The 16,955-nt window shown below is 71.2% G+C and carries 13 protein-coding genes; all 13 read right to left on the reverse strand.

Annotated elements, in window-relative coordinates; all coding sequences use genetic code 11:
• Position 1: 1 nt before the first annotated feature.
• Positions 2 to 1,213 (reverse strand): cell division protein FtsZ, encoded by a 1,212-nt coding sequence (ftsZ, locus tag BMH31_RS13490; RefSeq protein WP_099724794.1) that lies wholly within the window; start codon positions 1,211 to 1,213, stop codon positions 2 to 4.
• Between the two features lie 167 nt (positions 1,214 to 1,380).
• Positions 1,381 to 2,583 carry an FtsQ-type POTRA domain-containing protein gene (locus tag BMH31_RS13495; RefSeq protein WP_099724793.1) on the reverse strand — a complete coding sequence of 401 codons (1,203 nt, stop codon included), beginning with the start codon at positions 2,581 to 2,583 and terminating at the stop codon, positions 1,381 to 1,383.
• A gap of 30 nt (positions 2,584 to 2,613) precedes the next feature.
• Positions 2,614 to 4,053 carry a UDP-N-acetylmuramate--L-alanine ligase gene (murC, locus tag BMH31_RS13500; RefSeq protein ID WP_099724792.1) on the reverse strand — a complete coding sequence of 480 codons (1,440 nt, stop codon included), beginning with the start codon at positions 4,051 to 4,053 and terminating at the stop codon, positions 2,614 to 2,616.
• A gap of 86 nt (positions 4,054 to 4,139) precedes the next feature.
• Positions 4,140 to 5,363: an MFS transporter gene (locus BMH31_RS13505; RefSeq protein WP_241898289.1), complete on the reverse strand. Its 1,224-nt coding sequence runs from the start codon at positions 5,361 to 5,363 to the stop codon at positions 4,140 to 4,142.
• Positions 5,364 to 5,514: 151 nt separating this feature from the next.
• Positions 5,515 to 6,591 carry a UDP-N-acetylglucosamine--N-acetylmuramyl-(pentapeptide) pyrophosphoryl-undecaprenol N-acetylglucosamine transferase gene (locus BMH31_RS13510; RefSeq protein WP_099724790.1) on the reverse strand — a complete coding sequence of 359 codons (1,077 nt, stop codon included), beginning with the start codon at positions 6,589 to 6,591 and terminating at the stop codon, positions 5,515 to 5,517.
• The gene (locus BMH31_RS13515) at positions 6,588 to 7,796 is read right to left on the reverse strand and encodes a putative peptidoglycan glycosyltransferase FtsW (protein ID WP_099724789.1); all 1,209 of its coding nucleotides are present in this window, start codon (positions 7,794 to 7,796) and stop codon (positions 6,588 to 6,590) included. Before BMH31_RS13515 ends, BMH31_RS13510 begins: the two co-directional genes overlap by 4 nt.
• 1 nt (position 7,797) lies before the next feature.
• Complete coding sequence (gene murD, locus BMH31_RS13520) at positions 7,798 to 9,282, reverse strand: UDP-N-acetylmuramoyl-L-alanine--D-glutamate ligase (RefSeq protein WP_099724788.1); 1,485 nt, start codon at positions 9,280 to 9,282, stop codon at positions 7,798 to 7,800.
• Positions 9,279 to 10,364, reverse strand: a complete 1,086-nt coding sequence (gene mraY, locus BMH31_RS13525; protein ID WP_099724787.1) for a phospho-N-acetylmuramoyl-pentapeptide-transferase — start codon at positions 10,362 to 10,364, stop codon at positions 9,279 to 9,281. Before mraY ends, murD begins: the two co-directional genes overlap by 4 nt.
• Positions 10,361 to 11,809, reverse strand: a complete 1,449-nt coding sequence (murF, locus tag BMH31_RS13530; RefSeq protein WP_099724786.1) for a UDP-N-acetylmuramoyl-tripeptide--D-alanyl-D-alanine ligase — start codon at positions 11,807 to 11,809, stop codon at positions 10,361 to 10,363. Before murF ends, mraY begins: the two co-directional genes overlap by 4 nt.
• Positions 11,806 to 13,350, reverse strand: coding sequence for a UDP-N-acetylmuramoyl-L-alanyl-D-glutamate--2,6-diaminopimelate ligase (locus tag BMH31_RS13535; protein WP_099725297.1), 1,545 nt, complete (start codon positions 13,348 to 13,350; stop codon positions 11,806 to 11,808). Before BMH31_RS13535 ends, murF begins: the two co-directional genes overlap by 4 nt.
• A 50-nt stretch (positions 13,351 to 13,400) precedes the next feature.
• Positions 13,401 to 15,191 carry a penicillin-binding protein 2 gene (locus BMH31_RS13540; RefSeq protein ID WP_099724785.1) on the reverse strand — a complete coding sequence of 597 codons (1,791 nt, stop codon included), beginning with the start codon at positions 15,189 to 15,191 and terminating at the stop codon, positions 13,401 to 13,403.
• 28 nt (positions 15,192 to 15,219) lie between these two features.
• Complete coding sequence (locus BMH31_RS13545) at positions 15,220 to 15,816, reverse strand: hypothetical protein (protein ID WP_099724784.1); 597 nt, start codon at positions 15,814 to 15,816, stop codon at positions 15,220 to 15,222.
• Complete coding sequence (rsmH, locus tag BMH31_RS13550; protein WP_099725296.1) at positions 15,816 to 16,802, reverse strand: 16S rRNA (cytosine(1402)-N(4))-methyltransferase RsmH; 987 nt, start codon at positions 16,800 to 16,802, stop codon at positions 15,816 to 15,818. Before rsmH ends, BMH31_RS13545 begins: the two co-directional genes overlap by 1 nt.
• Positions 16,803 to 16,955: the final 153 nt, after the last annotated feature.

Here is a 16,955-nt window from a genome sequence, read left to right on the forward strand (position 1 = left end):
CTCAGCGCAGGAACTCGGGGATGTCGAGGTCGTCGTCGTCCACGCCGTCGAAGGCGGGATCGACCATGCGCGCCTCGAGCGGCGGGTTCGAGATCGCCTCGCCGAACTCGCCCTCGCCGGCGGACGCCGCGGCGCCGACCGTGGCGGGCTCGACGGCGGGCGACTCGACGGCCGCGAGCGGCCGCGAGCTCTCGTCGTTGGCTTCGGCGCGAGCGGCGCGACGCGAGCGATCCGAGCGGCGCGGCGGGTTCTGCTGCGCGGCGACGGGCTCGGAGTCGAAGCCGGCTGCGATCACGGTGACGCGGACCTCGTCGCCGAGCGTGTCGTCGATGACGGTACCGAAGATGATGTTGGCCTCGGCGTGGACGACGTCCTGCACGAGCGAGGACGCCTCGTAGATCTCGCTGAGCGCGAGGTTGGAGGAGCCCTGGATCGACAGCAGCACCCCGTGCGCACCCTCGATCGAGGCCTCGAGCAGCGGGGAGGCCACTGCGAGCTCCGCCGCCTTGATGGCGCGGTCGGCGCCGCGTGCGGAGCCGATGCCCATGAGCGCGGAACCGGCGCCCTGCATGACCGACTTCACGTCGGCGAAGTCGAGGTTGATGAGACCCGGGGTGGTGATGAGGTCGGTGATGCCCTGGACACCGGCGAGCAGCACCTGGTCGGCGGCGGCGAACGCCTCGATCATGCTGATGCCGGGCTCGCTGATCTCGAGCAGGCGATCGTTGGGCACGACGATGAGGGTGTCCACGGCCTCGCGCAGGGCGTTGACGCCCGAATCCGCCTGGGCGGCACGGCGGCGGCCCTCGAAGCTGAAGGGTCGGGTCACGACGCCGATGGTGAGCGCGCCGATCGACTTGGCGATGCGCGCGACGACGGGAGCCGCACCGGTTCCGGTGCCGCCGCCCTCGCCGGCGGTGACGAACACCATGTCGGCGCCGGTCAGCGCCTCCTCGATCTCGTCGGCGTGATCCTCGGCCGCGCGACGCCCGACCTCGGGGTCGGCGCCAGCGCCGAGGCCGCGGGTGAGCTCGCGGCCCACGTCGAGCTTGACGTCAGCGTCGCTGAGCAGAAGCGCCTGGGCGTCGGTGTTCACCGCGATGAACTCGACGCCCTTCAGGCCGAGCTCGATCATGCGGTTCACCGCGTTGACGCCGCCGCCGCCGACACCGACGACCTTGATGACGGCCAGGTAGTTCTGGTTCGTTGACACTGTGGGTCCTCCCCCTCAACCTTCAACCTCTACCTCAAGGTGAAAGTTAGTATCCGGGTATACATTTCGGGCGGTTCCCAAGGTACGGCGACAGCGCGGAACGACACCGGCGACACACCGGCGCGGCGCAATCTCCGCGAGAAACCCGGCCGATCCCCGCTCGACGGTCAGTTGTAGACGGGCGCGTTCGGCGCCGAGACGTCGATCTTCTGCACCGAGCGCCCCTTGAGCCCCGTGAGCAGCGCCTGCAGCACCGCCGACTTCTTCTGCGTCTCGGCAGCCTCGCCCCACAGCACCTCGAGTCCGTTCGTGAGGGTGAAGCGGACGTCCTGCCCGCTCGACGCCGTCACCGAGGCGAGCTGCTTCCGCAGCGCGTCGGGCATGTCGCGCACGATCTTCGCCGAAGCCGCGAATGCCGGGGAGCCCGTCGATGCCGCAGCGCCGGTCGCCAGCGGAACCCCTTCGGGTCGCTTGTCGGCGGTCCCGACGATGACGCCCGCGGGGTCGTAGGTCTCGAACTTCTTCCCCTTCGCCACGGTGATCGCCGGGACGCGCTCCTCGACCTGCACCACCAGCGTGCCCGGCGGGATCCGCTCGATCGCGTAGCGCTGGATCAGCGGGAAGTCGGCGAGGACGCGATGCACCTCGCCGTCGTCGACCAGCGCCAGCGGCACGCCGTCGAAGCGGCCGAGCGCATCCGTCACCTTCGCCGCGTCCACGCGCGACGCGCCCGTCACGCGGATGTCGCGCACCGCCATGAGCGGGCTGAGCACCCCGATCGCGACGAACAGCGCGAGCGCCACCACCGCGCCGCCGGCGATCAGCCAGTACCTGCGGCGACGTCGGGAGTGCACGGTGAACCGCCGCTGCTCGCGGCGCTCACGGCGCCGGCGCAGTCGCGTGGCCGTCCGCAGGTCCCGTTCGGCGGCCCGGATCGGATCGGGATCGCGATCAGAACGAGCACGCAGCTTCGCGATGAGGCCGCCGTCGGGTTCCCGCGCGTCGAGCGCGGCATCGCTCAGATCGGTGGTCGCCGCCTCGTCGACGGGTTCTCGGGCGGGAGCCGGGAAGGCGCCACGCTCCGGCGGAGCGACCCGACCGGCATCGACCGTACCGAACCGCGCCTCGCCGAGCACGTCGGCGAGATCGCTCGGGTCGTGCGCCGCATCGTCGTTCCTCGCCGGCTCGCTCTGGGCCGCGGTCGACCCGGTCTCGGGCTGCGGCGTTTCGGCCGCCCGGCCCGGACTGCGCCGACGGAGCACCCACCCTCCGTCGGACTCGTCGCGGCGGTCGCTCGCGAGCGCCTCCGGCGCGACGGGTGCGTCGCGCTCCGGCTCCGGCTCGCGATCGAACCCGCTCGGGCGCTTCACGCGCGCCGCCGTCTCATCGGCACGGCAGCCTCACTCGCCGTCGGCGTCGAATCGGCCGTGCAGCGCCTCGACCACCTGCGGGATGATCTGGTAGACGGTGCCGCAGCTCATGGTCACCATCACGTCGCCGGGCTCGGCGATCTCGGCGAGGTAGTCGGCCGCGCGCTGCCAGTCGTCGATGTAGGCCACCCGGCTCTGGTCCGAGAAGTCGTCGGCCACGAGCGCACCGGTGACACCGGCCACGGGATCCTCCCGGGCGCCGTCGACGGAGAGCACCACGGTGCGATCGGCGCCCTGCTCGAGCACCTCCGCGAACTCGCGGTGGAACAGGCTGGTGCGGCTGTAGAGGTGGGGCTGGTGGATCGCGATGAGGCGGCCCTCCCCCACGACCGCCCGCGCCGAATCGAGCAGCGCCGCGACCTCGGTCGGATGGTGCGCGTAGTCGTCGTAGACGCGCACGCCGCCCACCTCGGCGTGGAACTCGAAGCGACGTTTGGTGCCGCCGAACTCGCTGATCGCGCGGAGCGATGCCGCCGCGTCGAAGCCGAGGCCGGTGAGCACGGCGAGAGCGCCGACCGCGTTGACCGCGTTGTGCCGACCGAAGACGCTGAGCTGAGCGCGGTGCCGCTCGACCCCGCCGTCGGCTCCGAGCACCTCGACCTCGAAGGCGACCGGGCCCGAATCGTCGAGCGCGACCAGGCGCACGTCGGCGCCCTCGCTCTCGCCGAAGGTGCGGATGGCGGGCAGCTCGCCGCCCTGCGCGCGCAGCGACTCGAGCACCTCGAGCGCGCCCGGGTCGTCGGCGGAGATGACGATCTGCTCGCTCGCCCCGCGCGCGAAGTCGACGAACGCCTGCATGAAGTTCTCGCGGGAGCCGTAGAAGTCGAGGTGCTCGGGATCCACGTTGGTGATGAGCGCGATCGCCGTGTCGTACAGCAGGAACGACTTGTCGCTCTCGTCGGCTTCGATCACGAAGAGGTCGTCGGAGCCCGGACCCGAGGAGGTTCCGAGCGACTCGATGATGCCGCCGTTCACGAAGGAGGGGTCGGCGCCGAGGCCGAGCAGACCGGTGACGACCATGCCGGTCGAGGTGGTCTTGCCGTGCGCACCGGCGATCGAGACCAGGCGCTTGCCCCGCGCGAGCCAGGCGAGCGCCTGCGAGCGGTGCAGCACGGGCATGCCCGTCGCGAGCGCCAGCTGGTACTCGGGGTTGTCCTGCCAGAGCGCGCCCGTGACGACCAGGGTGTCGGCGTCGCCGACGTTCTCGGCCGCGTGGCCGATGCTGACCTGGATGCCGAGCTCGGCGAGCGCCTTCGTGTTGTAGTTGGCGCTGCGATCGGACCCCGAGACACGGACCCCGGCGGCGTGCATCATGCGCGCGATTCCGCTCATGCCGGAGCCGCCGATGCCGACGAAGTGCACCTTCCCCAGTTCGTCGGGGATCTGCATGTCGAGATCGGGGTAGATCATCTGGGCGCCTCCTCAGGTCGTGCTCGACAAGACTACCGTTCCGCACCCGGGTTCCCCGCGGCGCGAGGCCCGGTGTGGCGCGGGTCTCAGCGCGCTCCCACCGGAGCCTTCGGCGCCCGGGCGACCCGTGCGTCGCGCGGCACGAGCGGCACCGCGATCGCCGGGGCCAGCGCGATCAGGGCGAGCGAGGCCGGCACGCCGACGAGGGCGATGAGCCCGCCCACGAGCGGACCCACCGCGGCGGCCGCGAGGAACTGCCCGGTGTTCTGGATCCCGAGCGCCCGGCCGGCCCAGCCTCGCCCCGCGGTCTCGGCGACCGCGGTGAATGCGAGACCGTTGTCGGCGACGCTCACGCAGCTCGCGATGACGTAGGCCACGGCGGCGGGAACGGCCCAGCCCGCCCAGCCGAACGCCGCGGCGAGGAGCAGCACGACGACGCCGATGACGGCGACCTGCAGTAGCGGGCGCAGGCGCGAGCGCACCCGGTCGCTCCACAGCCCCACCGCGATGCGCCCGGCGGCGCCCGCGAACTGCGACACGGCGACGAGCGATCCCGCGGCGAGCGCGCTCCACCCGAATCCGACGGTGAACCACACGAGCCCGAAGGTCGAGAGCGCGAACTGCGGGACCACGAGCAGCATCGAGACCGCGTGGATGCGCACGAGGGTGGCCGATCCGCGGTAGGGATTGCCGATCGCTGGCAACTCCCCGCCGGTCGCGCCGGACCCGCCGGACGTCTCGGCCGCAGGCGAATCCACCACGGCGCAGACGCAGGCGATCAGGCTGACGAGCAGCAGGATCCCGCCGAAGCCGAGCGCGGCGACGACGCCCGCACCCGCCGCGATCGGCGGCACCGCGACGGCCGCGACCGCCATCCCCAACGGCTGGCAGGTCTGCCTGATCCCCATCACGAACCCGCGACGACCGACCGGGAACCATCCGGTGATCAGGCGCCCGCTCGTGTTGTTGATGCAGGCGGTCATCGCACCGCCCAGCACGAACGCCGCGCCGAGCCAGAAGCCGTCGCCGGCCAGCATCGACAGCGCCACGGCCACCACGCTCAGACTGAGGCCGATGATCAGCACCCGGCGCTCGCCCACCCGGTCGGCGAGCGCGCCCCAGAGGAAGAGCGCGAGCACGAGGCCCAGATTGGGCATGCCCGCGAGCAGGCCCGCCGCGGCGAGGCCCATGCCCCGCTCCTGGGTGAAGTACGGGATGAGGAACGCGGGGGTCGCGACCACCACGGTGGTCGAGGCCTGGCCGAAGACCATGACGGCGAGCATCAGCCAGGGTCGGGGACGGATGGGCACGGGAGGATCCTCCGATCAGCGAAGCGTTGACCGGCACGACGAACGGCGCCGCTGGCAGGGCGCCGGTCGATTCACACCCTGCTGCGGCTCCGAAGGAGGAGGCTGCGAGACATGGGGCGATCCTATCGCGTCGCGGGCGGTCGGCGGGCGGTCAGCTCGCGGCCAGCGCCTCGCGCACGAGCGCGAGCAAGCGCTCGGTCCCGTCGAGCGCGCCGACCCCGCGGGCGCGTTCCGACATCTCGGCGAGCCTCGCGTCGTCGCCGACCAGCGGGATCAGGGTGCCGCGCACCCACTCGGGAGTCAGCTCGGCGTCGTCCACGAGCAGCGCACCGCCGGCCTCGACGTCGGCCGCGGCGTTGAAGCGCTGCTCGCCGTTGCCGTGGCCGTAGGGCACGAACACGGCGGGGATGCCGAGTCCGGCGAGCTCGCTCACGGTCGTGGACCCGGCGCGCGAGACCGCGAGGTCGCACGCGGCGAACGCGAGGTCCATGCGGTCGCAGTACGGCAGCACCTCGTAGCCCGCGACGCCCGGATCCTCGAGCTCGGTGAGCCCGCCCCAGACGTGCAGCACCTGGATCCCGGCCGCGGTGATCGCCGCCGCTTCGCTCGAGATGCCGCGGTTGATCGCGCGGGCGCCCAGCGAGCCGCCCGTCACCAGCAGCGTGCGCCGCTCGGGATCGAGCCCGAAGTGCTCGCGCGCCGACGCGCGCAGCGCGGCACGGTCGAGCCCCGTGATCTCGGGACGGAGCGGCATGCCAGTCACTCGCGCGTTCGGGATCGGCGTGCCGGGGAACGTGACCGCGACGTAGGGCGTCGAGCGCGCGCCGAGCTTGTTCGCCATGCCGGGCTTCGCGTTCGCCTCGTGGATCACCACGGGCACGCCCTCCTTCGCCCCGGCCCGGTACGCGGGCGCCGAGGCGTAGCCGCCGAAGCCGACCACGACGTCGACGCCGCGCTCGCGGATCAGCTCGCGCACCCGGGCGATGGCCCGGCGGTACTTCGCGGGGAACTTCAGTGCGTAGGCGCTCGGCTTCCGCGGGAACGGCAGGCGCTCGATGGTCACCAGTTCGTAGCCGCGCTCCGGCACCAGGCGGGCTTCGAGCCCCTCCTTCGTGCCGAGCACCACGATCTCCGCGTCCGGCTCCTCCGTCCGGATCAGATCGGCGAGCGCGAGCAGCGGGTTGACGTGCCCGGCGGTTCCGCCTCCGGCCAGCAGGTAGGTGGTCATCGTGTCGCCTCCGTGGTGGTGATCTCGTCTCGGTGCTTCGCGTTGTCGCGCGCGATCGATATGACCACGCCCATGGCGATCAGGCACGCGATGAGCGCGGTGCCGCCGGCGCTGATGAGGGGCAGCGGAACCCCGAGCACCGGCAGGATGCCGATCACCACCGCGATGTTCACGAAGGCCTGGCCGACGATCCAGACGAGGATCCCGCCGACGACGGCCTTGCCGAAGCGGTCCCGCGCGTTGCCGATCACGCGCAGCATGAACACCGTCAGCACGATGAAGAGCACGATCACGAGGACCGCGCCGATCATGCCGAGCTCCTCGCCGATGATCGCGAAGATGTAGTCGTTGTCGGCGGCTGGCAGCCACTTCCACTTCGCCTTCGAACCGCCGAGGCCGACGCCGAAGAGCCCGCCGCCGGCGAGCGCCCACAGGCCGTGCAGCGGCTGCCAGGCGAGGCCGCTGTAGTCGCTGTTGCCGCCCGCGTGGCCGAACAGGCGGTCCATGCGGTTCTGGCTCGTCACGACGAAGAAGAACGCCGCGAGCGCGGCCCCCGCGAAGGTGTAGCCGAGGGCTTTCCAGCTGACGCCGCCGAAGTACATCGCGCCGAGCACCGAGGCGCCCATGATGATCGTGGTACCGAGGTCCTTGCCCAGCATGACCGTGCCGAGGGCGATGAGCGCGCCCGGCAGCACGATCGGGATCAGCTCGTGCTTGGTCTGCGTGAGCAGCCGCTCCTTCGACATCAGCACCGCACCGATCCAGACGATGAGCGCGAGCTTCAGCGCCTCGGACGGCTGCGCCGAGAACGACCCGATCTGGATCCAGTTGCGGTTGCCGTAGACGTCGACACCGAGGGGCGTGAACACGAGGAGCTGCAGGAAGATGCCGAGACCGAACAGCCACCAGGCCCAGCGCCGCCAGAATTCGATCGTGCGGGTCGCCGCGAAGATCATCAGCGGGATGCCGATGAGCGCGTAGGTCGCCTGGCGCCAGAATCCCCCGAGGAAGCCCTGATCGTCGAGGTAGGAGGTGATGGACGAGGCCGAGAGCACCATGATCAGCCCGATGCCGACCAGGAGGAAGGTGATCGCGTAGAGCGCCACCACCGTCGGGTCGCCCGGGGTCGGGATCGCGCCGCCCAGGCGGATCCGCGCGCGGCCGAACGCGCCGCGCCCCGGTGTCGACGCCGACTGCCCGCTCACGTCAGCGGCCCTCGGCGAGTGCGCGAAGGGCCGCCTGGAAGCGCCGCCCGCGATCGGCGTAGTCGGTGAACTGATCCATCGAGGCCGCGGCTGGCGCGAAGAGCACGGTGTCGCCCTCGTCCGCGAGCGCTGCCGCCGCGTCGACCGCGGCGCGCGCGACGTCGAAGTCGGATCCCTCGGGCACGATCTCGCTGACGGCGACGCCGGGCGCGTGCTCGGCGAACGCGGCGAGCACGGCCTCGCGCTCGGCCCCGATCACGACGGCACCGCGCAGACGCTCCGCGTGGGTCTCGACGAGCTCGCCGATGTCGGTTCCCTTGAGCAGGCCCCCGACGACCCACACCACGCGCTCGAGCGCGCGCAGCGACGCGGCCGCGGCGTGACCGTTGGTGGCCTTGGAATCGTCGATCCAGGTGACGCCGTCGAGCACTCCGAGGTGCTGAGCGCGATGGGCGTCCAGCTCGAAGTTCAGGATCGCGGTCGCGATCTCCTCGGGCTCGACCCCGCGGGAGCGGGCCAGGGCCGCCGCCGCGAGGATGTTCTGCACCAGGTGCGGCGCACCCAGGTGACGCTCCTGCAGCTCTTCGATCGTGACGAGCTCGTACGCCGAGCTGCGGCGCTCCGCGTGGAAGCCGCGGTCGATGAGCAGTCCGTCGACGATGCCGAAGCCGCTGGGCGGCGGGGCGTCGAGGCCGAAGCTGATCGCCCTGGCGCCCTCGACCACGTCGGCCTCCTCGACCATGCGCTCGGTGGCCGCGTCGGCACGGTTGTAGACGCATGCGACCTGCGTGTGCGCGTAGACCTTGGCCTTCGCCGCGCGGTACGCCTCGGCGGAGCCGTGCCAGTCGAGGTGGTCGTCCGCGATGTTCAGGCAGACGCTCGCGTACGGCGAGATCTCGCCGAGCCGCTCGAGCTGGAAGCTCGACAGCTCCACCACGAGCGCGTCGTACCCCTGCGGGTCGCGCAGCGCATCGAGGATCGGCACGCCGATGTTGCCCACGGGAGCCGCTCGCAGCCCGCCGGCGAGCAGCATGTGCGCCGTGAGCTGCGAGGTCGTGGTCTTGCCGTTGGTTCCGGTGACGCAGATCCAGTCGGCGACCCGATCGGTCTTGTCGCGCAGGCGCCAGCCGAGCTCGATGTCGCCCCACACCACGGTGCCGCGGGCGATCGCCCACTCGGTCAGCGGGTGATCGGGGCGGTAGCCGGGCGAGACGACGACCAGGTCGGGATCGAACGCCTCGAGATCGGCGAGCTGCGCCTCGTCGCCGGCGATCCGGGCCTGCTCCGCGCCGATGACGCGCAGCAGCTGCTCGCGCTCGGGGTCCTCGCCCGCGAAGATGACGCGGACGCGGGATCCGAGCTCGACGAGCGTATCGGCGACCGAGAACCCGGTGACGCCGAGGCCGAGCACGGCGACGCGCAGTCCCGACCAGTCGTGGTGCCAGCTGGACAGTGCGAGCACGCGCTCGCGGACATCGATGGTCATTGCTGCAGCAACCATTCTCCGTAGAACGCGCCCACTCCGGCCACCACGAAGAGTCCCGCGATGATCCAGAAGCGGACGACGACCGTGACCTCGGCCCAGCCCTTGAGCTCGAAGTGGTGGTGGATCGGGCTCATCAGGAAGATGCGCTTGCCCTTCGTCACCTTGAAGTAGAGGCGCTGCACGATGACCGAGCCGGTCTCGATGATGAACAGGCCGCCGATGAGCACGAGCAGCAGCTCGGTGCGGGTGAGGATCGCGAGTGCGGCGATCGCGCCGCCGATGCCCATCGAGCCGGTGTCGCCCATGAACACGTGCGCCGGGTTGGTGTTCCACCAGAGGAAGCCTGCGAGACCGCCGAGGAACGCCGCCGCGATCACCGCGAGATCCATGGGATCGCGCACCTCGTAGCAGCCGGCCTTGCCCGCGGTCGTCGCGCAGTTCTGCGCCGACTGCCAGAAGCCGATGCCGAGGTAGGCGCCGAACGCGAGCAGTGCGGCGCCCGCGGCGAGGCCGTCGAGGCCGTCGGTCACGTTGACCGAGTTCGTCGCGGACGTGACGATGAGGATGATCCAGACGACGATCACGATGACGCCGAGCACCGAGCCGAGGGTCATGAAGTCGAACGGCAGGTCGCGGAAGATCGAAATGCGCGTGGACACCGGGGTGATGCCCGCCTGGTTCGCGAACTGCAGTCCGAGCAGAGCGAATGCGACCGCGACGAGGATCTGGCCGACGATCTTCGCCCAGCCGTTCAGGCCGGCCGAGTTCTGCATGCGGGCCTTCATGAAGTCGTCGATGAAGCCGACGAGGCCGGCGCCCACGGCCATGAGGATCACGAGCATGGCCGACGGGGTCGGCGTCTCCCCCATGATGAACTTGCCGAGGAAGTAGGCGATCACGGAGCCCGACAGGAAGATGAGCCCGCCCATGGTGGGCGTGCCCCGCTTGACCTCGTGCTCCTTCGGGCCGTCGACGCGGATCGGCTGGCCCCAGCGGAGGCGGTTGAACACCCGCACGAAGAGCGGGGTCAGCAGCAGCGAGTAGAGCAGCGAGAACCCGCCGGCGATGAGCAGGGCGATCATGCGGTGACCTCCTCGGTCGTGGCGTCGGAGGCGGGCGGCGCGAACTCCGCGCCGAGCCGGTCGCCGAGCGCCTGGAGACCGGCCGCGTTCGAGGACTTCACGAGCACCGTATCGCCCGGCCGCAGGCCGGACTTCAGGTAGTCGAAGGCGTCGTCGGCGGAGTCGAAGAGCACGCTCTCGCCGTCCCAGGATCCCTCGTTGATGGCCGAGATGTGCAGGCGGCGCGCGTCGGCGCCCACCACTACGAGCTCGGAGATGCCGAGGCGCACGACCTGGAGACCGATGCGGTCGTGCTCGTCGCCCGCGAGCTCGCCGAGCTCGCTCATGGCACCGAGCACCGCGACCGAGCGCGCGTCGGGACGCCGCACCTGCGCGAGCGTGCGCAGCGCGGCGCTCATCGAGTCCGGGCTCGCGTTGTACGCGTCGTTGATGATCGTGATGCCGTCGCGTCCGCCGAGCACCTCCATGCGGCCGGGAGCCGCGACGACCGCGGCCTCGAGCGTCTCGACCACGGCGTCGAGGTCGAGCCCGAGCTCGAGCCCGACCGCGGCGGCGGCGAGGGCGTTCATGACGTGGTGCTCGCCGAGCACGCGGAAGCGCACGGCACGCGATGCGCCGTCGGCGTGGATCGTGAATCGGGTGCCGCTCGCGTCCCCGACGATGTCGCTCGCGCGCACGTCGGCGGCATCGGACTGTCCGAACCAGCGCACGCGCGCCTCGGTCAGCTCGGCCATGCGGGCGACCCGCGGGTCGTCGCGGTTGAGCACCGCGACACCGGTCGCGTCGAGTGCGCGCACCATCTCGCTCTTGGTGCGGAACGTCGTCTCGATCCCGCCGAAACCGCCCGCGTGGGCGAGCCCGACGGTCAGCACGACGCCGATGTGCGGCTGGGCCATGTCGGTGAGGCGCGTGATCTCGCCCTCGGCGCTCGCGCCCATCTCGGCGACGAGCGTCTCGGTGCCGGCCTCGACGCGGAGCATCGTCAGCGGACCGCCGACCTCGTTGTTGAACGACTTCGCCGACGCGACGGTCGGTCCGAGCCGCTCGGCCATCGCCGCGACGAGGTTCTTCGTGGTGGTCTTGCCGTTGGATCCCGTGATCCCGACGATGCGGAGGCCGCCGGCCCCGCGCACCCGGCGCACGACCTCGGTCGCGAGCGCCCCGAGCGCGTCGGTGCTGTCGGCCACGACGATCTGGGGCACGCGGTCGTCGACCTCGCGCTCCACCACGAGCAGCGCGGCACCGGAGTCGACGGCCTTCGCCGCGAAACGGTGTCCGTCGGTCTCCTCGCCGCGCCGGGCGAAGAAGATCTGCCCCTCGGCGACCTCGCGGGAATCGGTCTGGGACTCCCCCGCGACCACCGTGGTGCCGGTCGCACCCGATGCACCGGGCACCAGGCGTCCGTCGACCGCAGCGGCGATCTCGTCGAGCGTGAGTTCGATCACTGGAGCAGTCCTGCCTCGCGGAGCGCTCCGCGTACTTCGTCTCGAGCCGAGTACGGGAGGTGCTGCCCGGCTACTTCCTGATAGTCCTCGTGCCCGGGACCGGCATACAGAATAACGTCTTCGGGACCCGCGATCGAAATGGCGCGGCGCACGGCCTCGCGCGGGTCCGCGACCTCGATGATCTCGGCGTGGTTCGCCTCGCGCGCGCCGGCGATGAGCTGGGCGCGGATCGCAGCGGGATCCTCGGTGCGCGGGTGGTAGTCGCAGACGATGAGCACCTCGCTGCCCGCGGCGGCGATCCGGCCCATCTCCTCCCGCTTCGTGGTGTCGCGGTCGCCGTCGGCACCGAACATGAAGATGATGCGGCCGGGAGCGACCTCGGCGAGCCCGTCGAGCATGGTCTGGAACGCGCCGGGCGTGTGCCCGTAGTCGACGTAGAAGCGGGGACCCGGGCCTGCCGGGTTGATCGCCTCGAGGCGGCCCGGGATGTACACCGGGATGAGCCCGTTCTCGAGCCCCGCCTCGACCTGCGCGATAGGGATCCCCGCCTCGTGCAGCATGATCAGCGCGAGCGCGGCGTTCTCGGCCATGAAGCGGCCGAACACCGGCACCCGACCGCGGAACCGCGCGCCCTCGGGGCCCTGCAGCACGAAGCTGACGCCGTCGAGGTCCTGCCGCGTCACCGCGAGGTGCCAGTCGGCCTCGACCCCGTACTCGGTCGCGAGCGTCGTGACCGGGATCTTCGACTCGCGCGAGACGCGCACGCCGTACGGCGAATCGACCACGACGACGCCGCGAGCGGCGTGCTCGGGCGAGAACAGCGCGAGCTTCGCAGCGAAGTAGCTCTCCATGTCGCCGAAGTCGTCGAGATGGTCCTGTGAGAAATTGTTGAAGGCCACGACGTCGAAGCGGACGCCGTCGATGCGGCGGCGCTCGACCGCGTGCGCCGAGACCTCGAGCGCGATCCCTCGGGCGTCCTCCTCGACCATGCGCGCCAGCAGCCCGTGCAGCTCGGATGCCTCGGGGCTCGTGAGGCCGCTCGTCATCACCGCGTCGCCGACGCGCCGCTCCGCCGTGGAGCTGAGGCCGGCGGTGATCCCCGCGGCGCGCAGCAGTTCGGCGATCAGGTAGACCACGCTGGTCTTGCCGTTGGTGCCGGTGATGCCGAAGACCTTCGCCCCGTCGGGGCCGTCGCCCAGGTGCTCCGTGCCGTAGACCGCGGCGGAGACCGCTCCGAGGATCTCGCGCGGGTGCCCGGCCGAACGGAGCACGGGCAGTCCGGCGGACGCGGCGCGCTCGGCGCCCGCGTCATCGGTGAGCACGGCGACCGCGCCGCGCTCGGCGGCCGTCGCGGCGAAGTCCGCGCCGTGGTGATTGGCCCCCGGCAGACCGACGTAGAGATCCCCCGGCTGCACGTCGCGCGAGTCGATCGAGACGCCCGTGACGGCGCGCCCCCCGAGCTCGCCGTCGTGCCCCAGACCGAAGCGCTCGGCGAGTCGCTCGAGCGGCATCTCGGTCGGATGCGCGGGTCGGATGCTCATCGCACCGTCGGTCGTCACTGGGTCTCCATCTCTGCCGCGGGTCGCGCGGATCAGTAGTCGGTCGGAAGAGGCTTGTAGGCGCCCTTCGACGGCGGAATGTGGAATGTCCGGATCGTCGCCTCGGCGGCGTTCCGGAAGGCGGTCATCGCTGCGATGCCGCCGTCTCCCGACGAGGGGAACGCCACCGATGCTACCGCGACGTACTGCGGGTCGTCGGCCGGGAAGATGCCCGCGAACGAGTGGACGTAGTCGGTGCGGTAGAGGCCCGTCGCCGGGTCCACCTCCTCGGCGGTGCCCGTCTTGCCCGCGATCCGGTAGCCGGGGATCTCGAGGTACGGCTTGATCCAGCCCTCCTGCACGACCGACTCGAGCACGCCCATCATGGTGCTCGCGGTCTTCTCCGAGACCGCGCGCACGGGCTTGCCGTGATCCGGCTTCTTGGTCTCGCCCGCTGCCGAGGTGCAGCTCTGCACGAGCGTGGGCGGGACCCGTACCCCGCCGTTCGCGAGGGCCTGATAGACGCCCGCCGTCTGCACGATGGTCGACGAGAGTCCCTGGCCGAACATGGTGTTGTAGGCCGTCTGCCGGTCCCACTTGTCGGGCTGGTTGAGCAGGCCGGAGTCTTCGAGCGGCATGCCGGCCTTCGTGGACTGCCCGATGCCGAACTTCTGCAGGTAGCTGTAGCGCACCGCTGGGCTCAGCTGGTTGCCGAGCATCGAGATGCCGACGTTCGACGAGTGCACCATGATCCCGTTCAGGGTCCACTGCTCGGGCGGGTGCACGAAGGAGTCGCCGAACTGCACGTTGGGTTCGGGCTCCCAGTGCGAGGGCGTGAGGTTCGGGGTGAGCGGCGTCGCCTTGCCCTGGTCGATGAGGGCCGCGGCGGTGATGCTCTTGAACGTGGACCCCGGCTCGTAGGGCGAGGTGAACGATCGGGCCTCGCGGTTCGGCGAACCGTCGACGTTGTTGGGGTCGACCGAGTTGTTCTCGGCGACCGCGACCAGCTCGCCGGTCTTGGCGTTCATGATCACGAGGTAGCCCCACTCGGCTCCCACGTCGGCGACCTGCTTGTTGATGATCTCCTGCGCCTGCCAGTTGAGGTCGCGGTCGAGGGTCAGCTTGATGGTTCCCCCGTTGACCGCCTGCTTCGTCACCACCACGCTGCCGGGCAGCGCGACGCCGTCGGCGCCGCGCTCGTAGACCTCCGAGCCGTCCTTGCCCGTGAGGCAGGAGTTCTGCGAGATCTCGATGCCGGCCTGCGGTTTGCCGTCGGAACCCGAGAAGCCGACGATATTGCCCGCGACCGCACCGCTCGGGTAGACCCGCGAGTAGGCCGTGTCGAAGGTCAGCCACGGGATGCCGAGGTCCTTCAGCTTCTTGAGCGCGACGAGATCGACCGAGCGCTTCACGTAGGCGAAGTCCGACTTCTTGTTCTTCGCGAGCGCGTCGTCGACGATCTTCTGGATCTCCTCCGGCTTCTGCCCGGTGATCTCGCCGATCTCGGCGAATGCTTCCTTCGAGGTGACCTCCACGGTCGCCGCGCTGCCCGGCGACACCGGACGATAGAAACGGCCGCCGTTGAGCACGGTGTTCTTCGGCGACAGCTGCACGTCGTAGCGCTCGTCCGTCGTCGCGAAGACGTCGCCGTTGCGGTCGACGATGTCGCCCCGCACGCTCGGGATCGAGACCGGCACGGCCCGCTTGTCCTTCGCGTCGGCGTTCAGCTTCGGTGCCTGCACCACCTGCAGGTCGAAGAGCCGCACGGCGAACACCACCGCGACCACTCCCACGATCAGCAGCGCCAGCGCGCGCCGCCTCACGCGGATCCGCCCGTTCCGCATGGACCCTCCTCGTTCGCCCGCGAGACGACTAGTGAGTATCCGGCGCGGGCAGCTTGCCCTTCCACGCTACCGGCGTGGTCGCGAAGTTCCCTGAGGCCGCTCCGGGCTGGGCGGCATTGCGCGAGACGAGCAGGCCCTTGGCGTCGACGACCGGCATCGACTCGAGCGTCGCGTTCGGCACCGTGTTCTTCAACGGCTCGCTGGTGCGGGTCTCGAGCGAGCCGAGCACCGCGCCGCTGCTGAGCCGCAGGGTGGCGGGCTGCGAGTTCTGCACCATGCCGAGCGCGGTGGCGTTCTCGGCGAGGTTCTGCGGGGACGACAGCTTCTCGAGGTTCTGCTTGAGCACGCTCTGCACGCGGCTCAGGTCGCGCTCCTCGACCTGCAGCGCGCGCACCTCGTACGCGCCCTGGGAGACCAGGATGCTCAGGCCGAGCTGCGCCGCCATGATCGCCAGGATCACGCCGACCGCCGTGAGCGCACCGGCCATGACGCGCGGCCTGCGCCGAGCGGCGGGACGGGGCGCCTCCGCGGGGCGCAGGGGCCGGACCGGTGCCGGCCGCGCGGGTGCGGGCGCGGTGAAGCCGCTCAGCAGCTCATCGCGGTCGAGGGGGACCGTCGAGTTCATCAGATCTCCCTGGCTCGTTCGGCCGCGCGGAGGCGCACGGGGATGGCGCGCGGGTTGCGCTCGCGCTCTTCGGTGTCGGCGAGTTCGGCGCCGCGGGTCAGCAGACGGAACTCGGGTCGGTGCTCGGGCAGCTCGACCGGCAGACCGGCCGGCGCCGTTGATCGGCTGCGGCGCACGAGCTCGCGCTTCACCAAGCGGTCCTCGAGGGACTGGTACGACATGATCACGGCGCGGCCGCCGACGGCGAGCAGGTCGAGCGCGGCGGGGATCGCCCGCTCGAGCACCGACAGTTCGCCGTTCACCTCGATGCGCAGCGCCTGGAAGACGCGCTTCGCCGGGTGCCGCTGGTTGCGGACGGCCGCCGGAGTCGCCTCCTGCAGCACGTCGACGAGTTCGCCGCTGCGCATGATCGGTCCGTTCGCGCGGGCCGCGACGATCGCCCGGGCGTAGCGCGCCGCGAGCGGCTCCTCGCCGTAGCGCTCGAAGATCGCCCGCAGACGTCCCTCCGATGCGGTCGCGAGGATCTCGAACGCGGTCACGCCGCGCTCCTGATCCATGCGCATGTCGAGCGGGGCGTCCTGCGCGTAGGCGAAGCCGCGATCGGCGTCGTCGAGCTGCAGCGACGAGACCCCGAGGTCGAACAGCACGCCGTCGATCCGGTCGAAGCCGGCCCCGCGCACCGCCTCCGCGATCTCGTCGTAGACCGCGTGGACCGGGATCGCGCGATCGCCGAAGCGCTCCAGCCGACGCCCCGCGAGCGCGAGCGCCTCGGTGTCGCGGTCGAGCCCGATCAGTGTCAGCTCGGGGTGGGCCTCGAGCATCGCCTCGCTGTGGCCGCCCATGCCGAGCGTGGCGTCCACGACCACGGCGCCGGGACGCTCGATGGCCGGCGCCAGCAGCTCGAGGCAGCGGTCGAGCAGCACCGGGGTGTGCAGCGCGCCGGGATCCCGGGGATCTGCGGACGCGTCGCGTTCGGTGTCGTTCATGGCGGTGGCCTCACGTGTGGCTTCGGTGTCGTCGGACGGGTCGTGGTTCGCGCGGATGTCTGCTGCGTTCATGGTGCTCGGGCCGGTCCGGGACCCCCGGTTCTCCGTCAGCCCACCTGTCGCCGGGGAAGTGCGACAGGGCGGTAGACGAAG

This window comes from Leucobacter sp. OLIS6 (assembly GCF_002752355.1).
Classification (GTDB): domain Bacteria; phylum Actinomycetota; class Actinomycetes; order Actinomycetales; family Microbacteriaceae; genus Leucobacter.

Bases quoted from the DNA above. Each gene is read 5' to 3' on its own strand.
- murC (WP_099724792.1), bottom strand. From the start codon at position 4,053: ATGATCTACCCCGATCTCGACATGCAGATCCCCGACGAACTGGGGAAG.
- BMH31_RS13510 (WP_099724790.1), bottom strand. From the start codon at position 6,591: ATGACCACCTACCTGCTGGCCGGAGGCGGAACCGCCGGGCACGTCAAC.
- murD (WP_099724788.1), bottom strand. From the start codon at position 9,282: ATGACCATCGATGTCCGCGAGCGCGTGCTCGCACTGTCCAGCTGGCAC.
- mraY (WP_099724787.1), bottom strand. From the start codon at position 10,364: ATGATCGCCCTGCTCATCGCCGGCGGGTTCTCGCTGCTCTACTCGCTG.
- BMH31_RS13535 (WP_099725297.1), bottom strand. From the start codon at position 13,350: ATGAGCATCCGACCCGCGCATCCGACCGAGATGCCGCTCGAGCGACTC.
- BMH31_RS13540 (WP_099724785.1), bottom strand. From the start codon at position 15,191: ATGCGGAACGGGCGGATCCGCGTGAGGCGGCGCGCGCTGGCGCTGCTG.
- BMH31_RS13545 (WP_099724784.1), bottom strand. From the start codon at position 15,816: ATGAACTCGACGGTCCCCCTCGACCGCGATGAGCTGCTGAGCGGCTTC.
- rsmH (WP_099725296.1), bottom strand. From the start codon at position 16,802: ATGAACGACACCGAACGCGACGCGTCCGCAGATCCCCGGGATCCCGGC.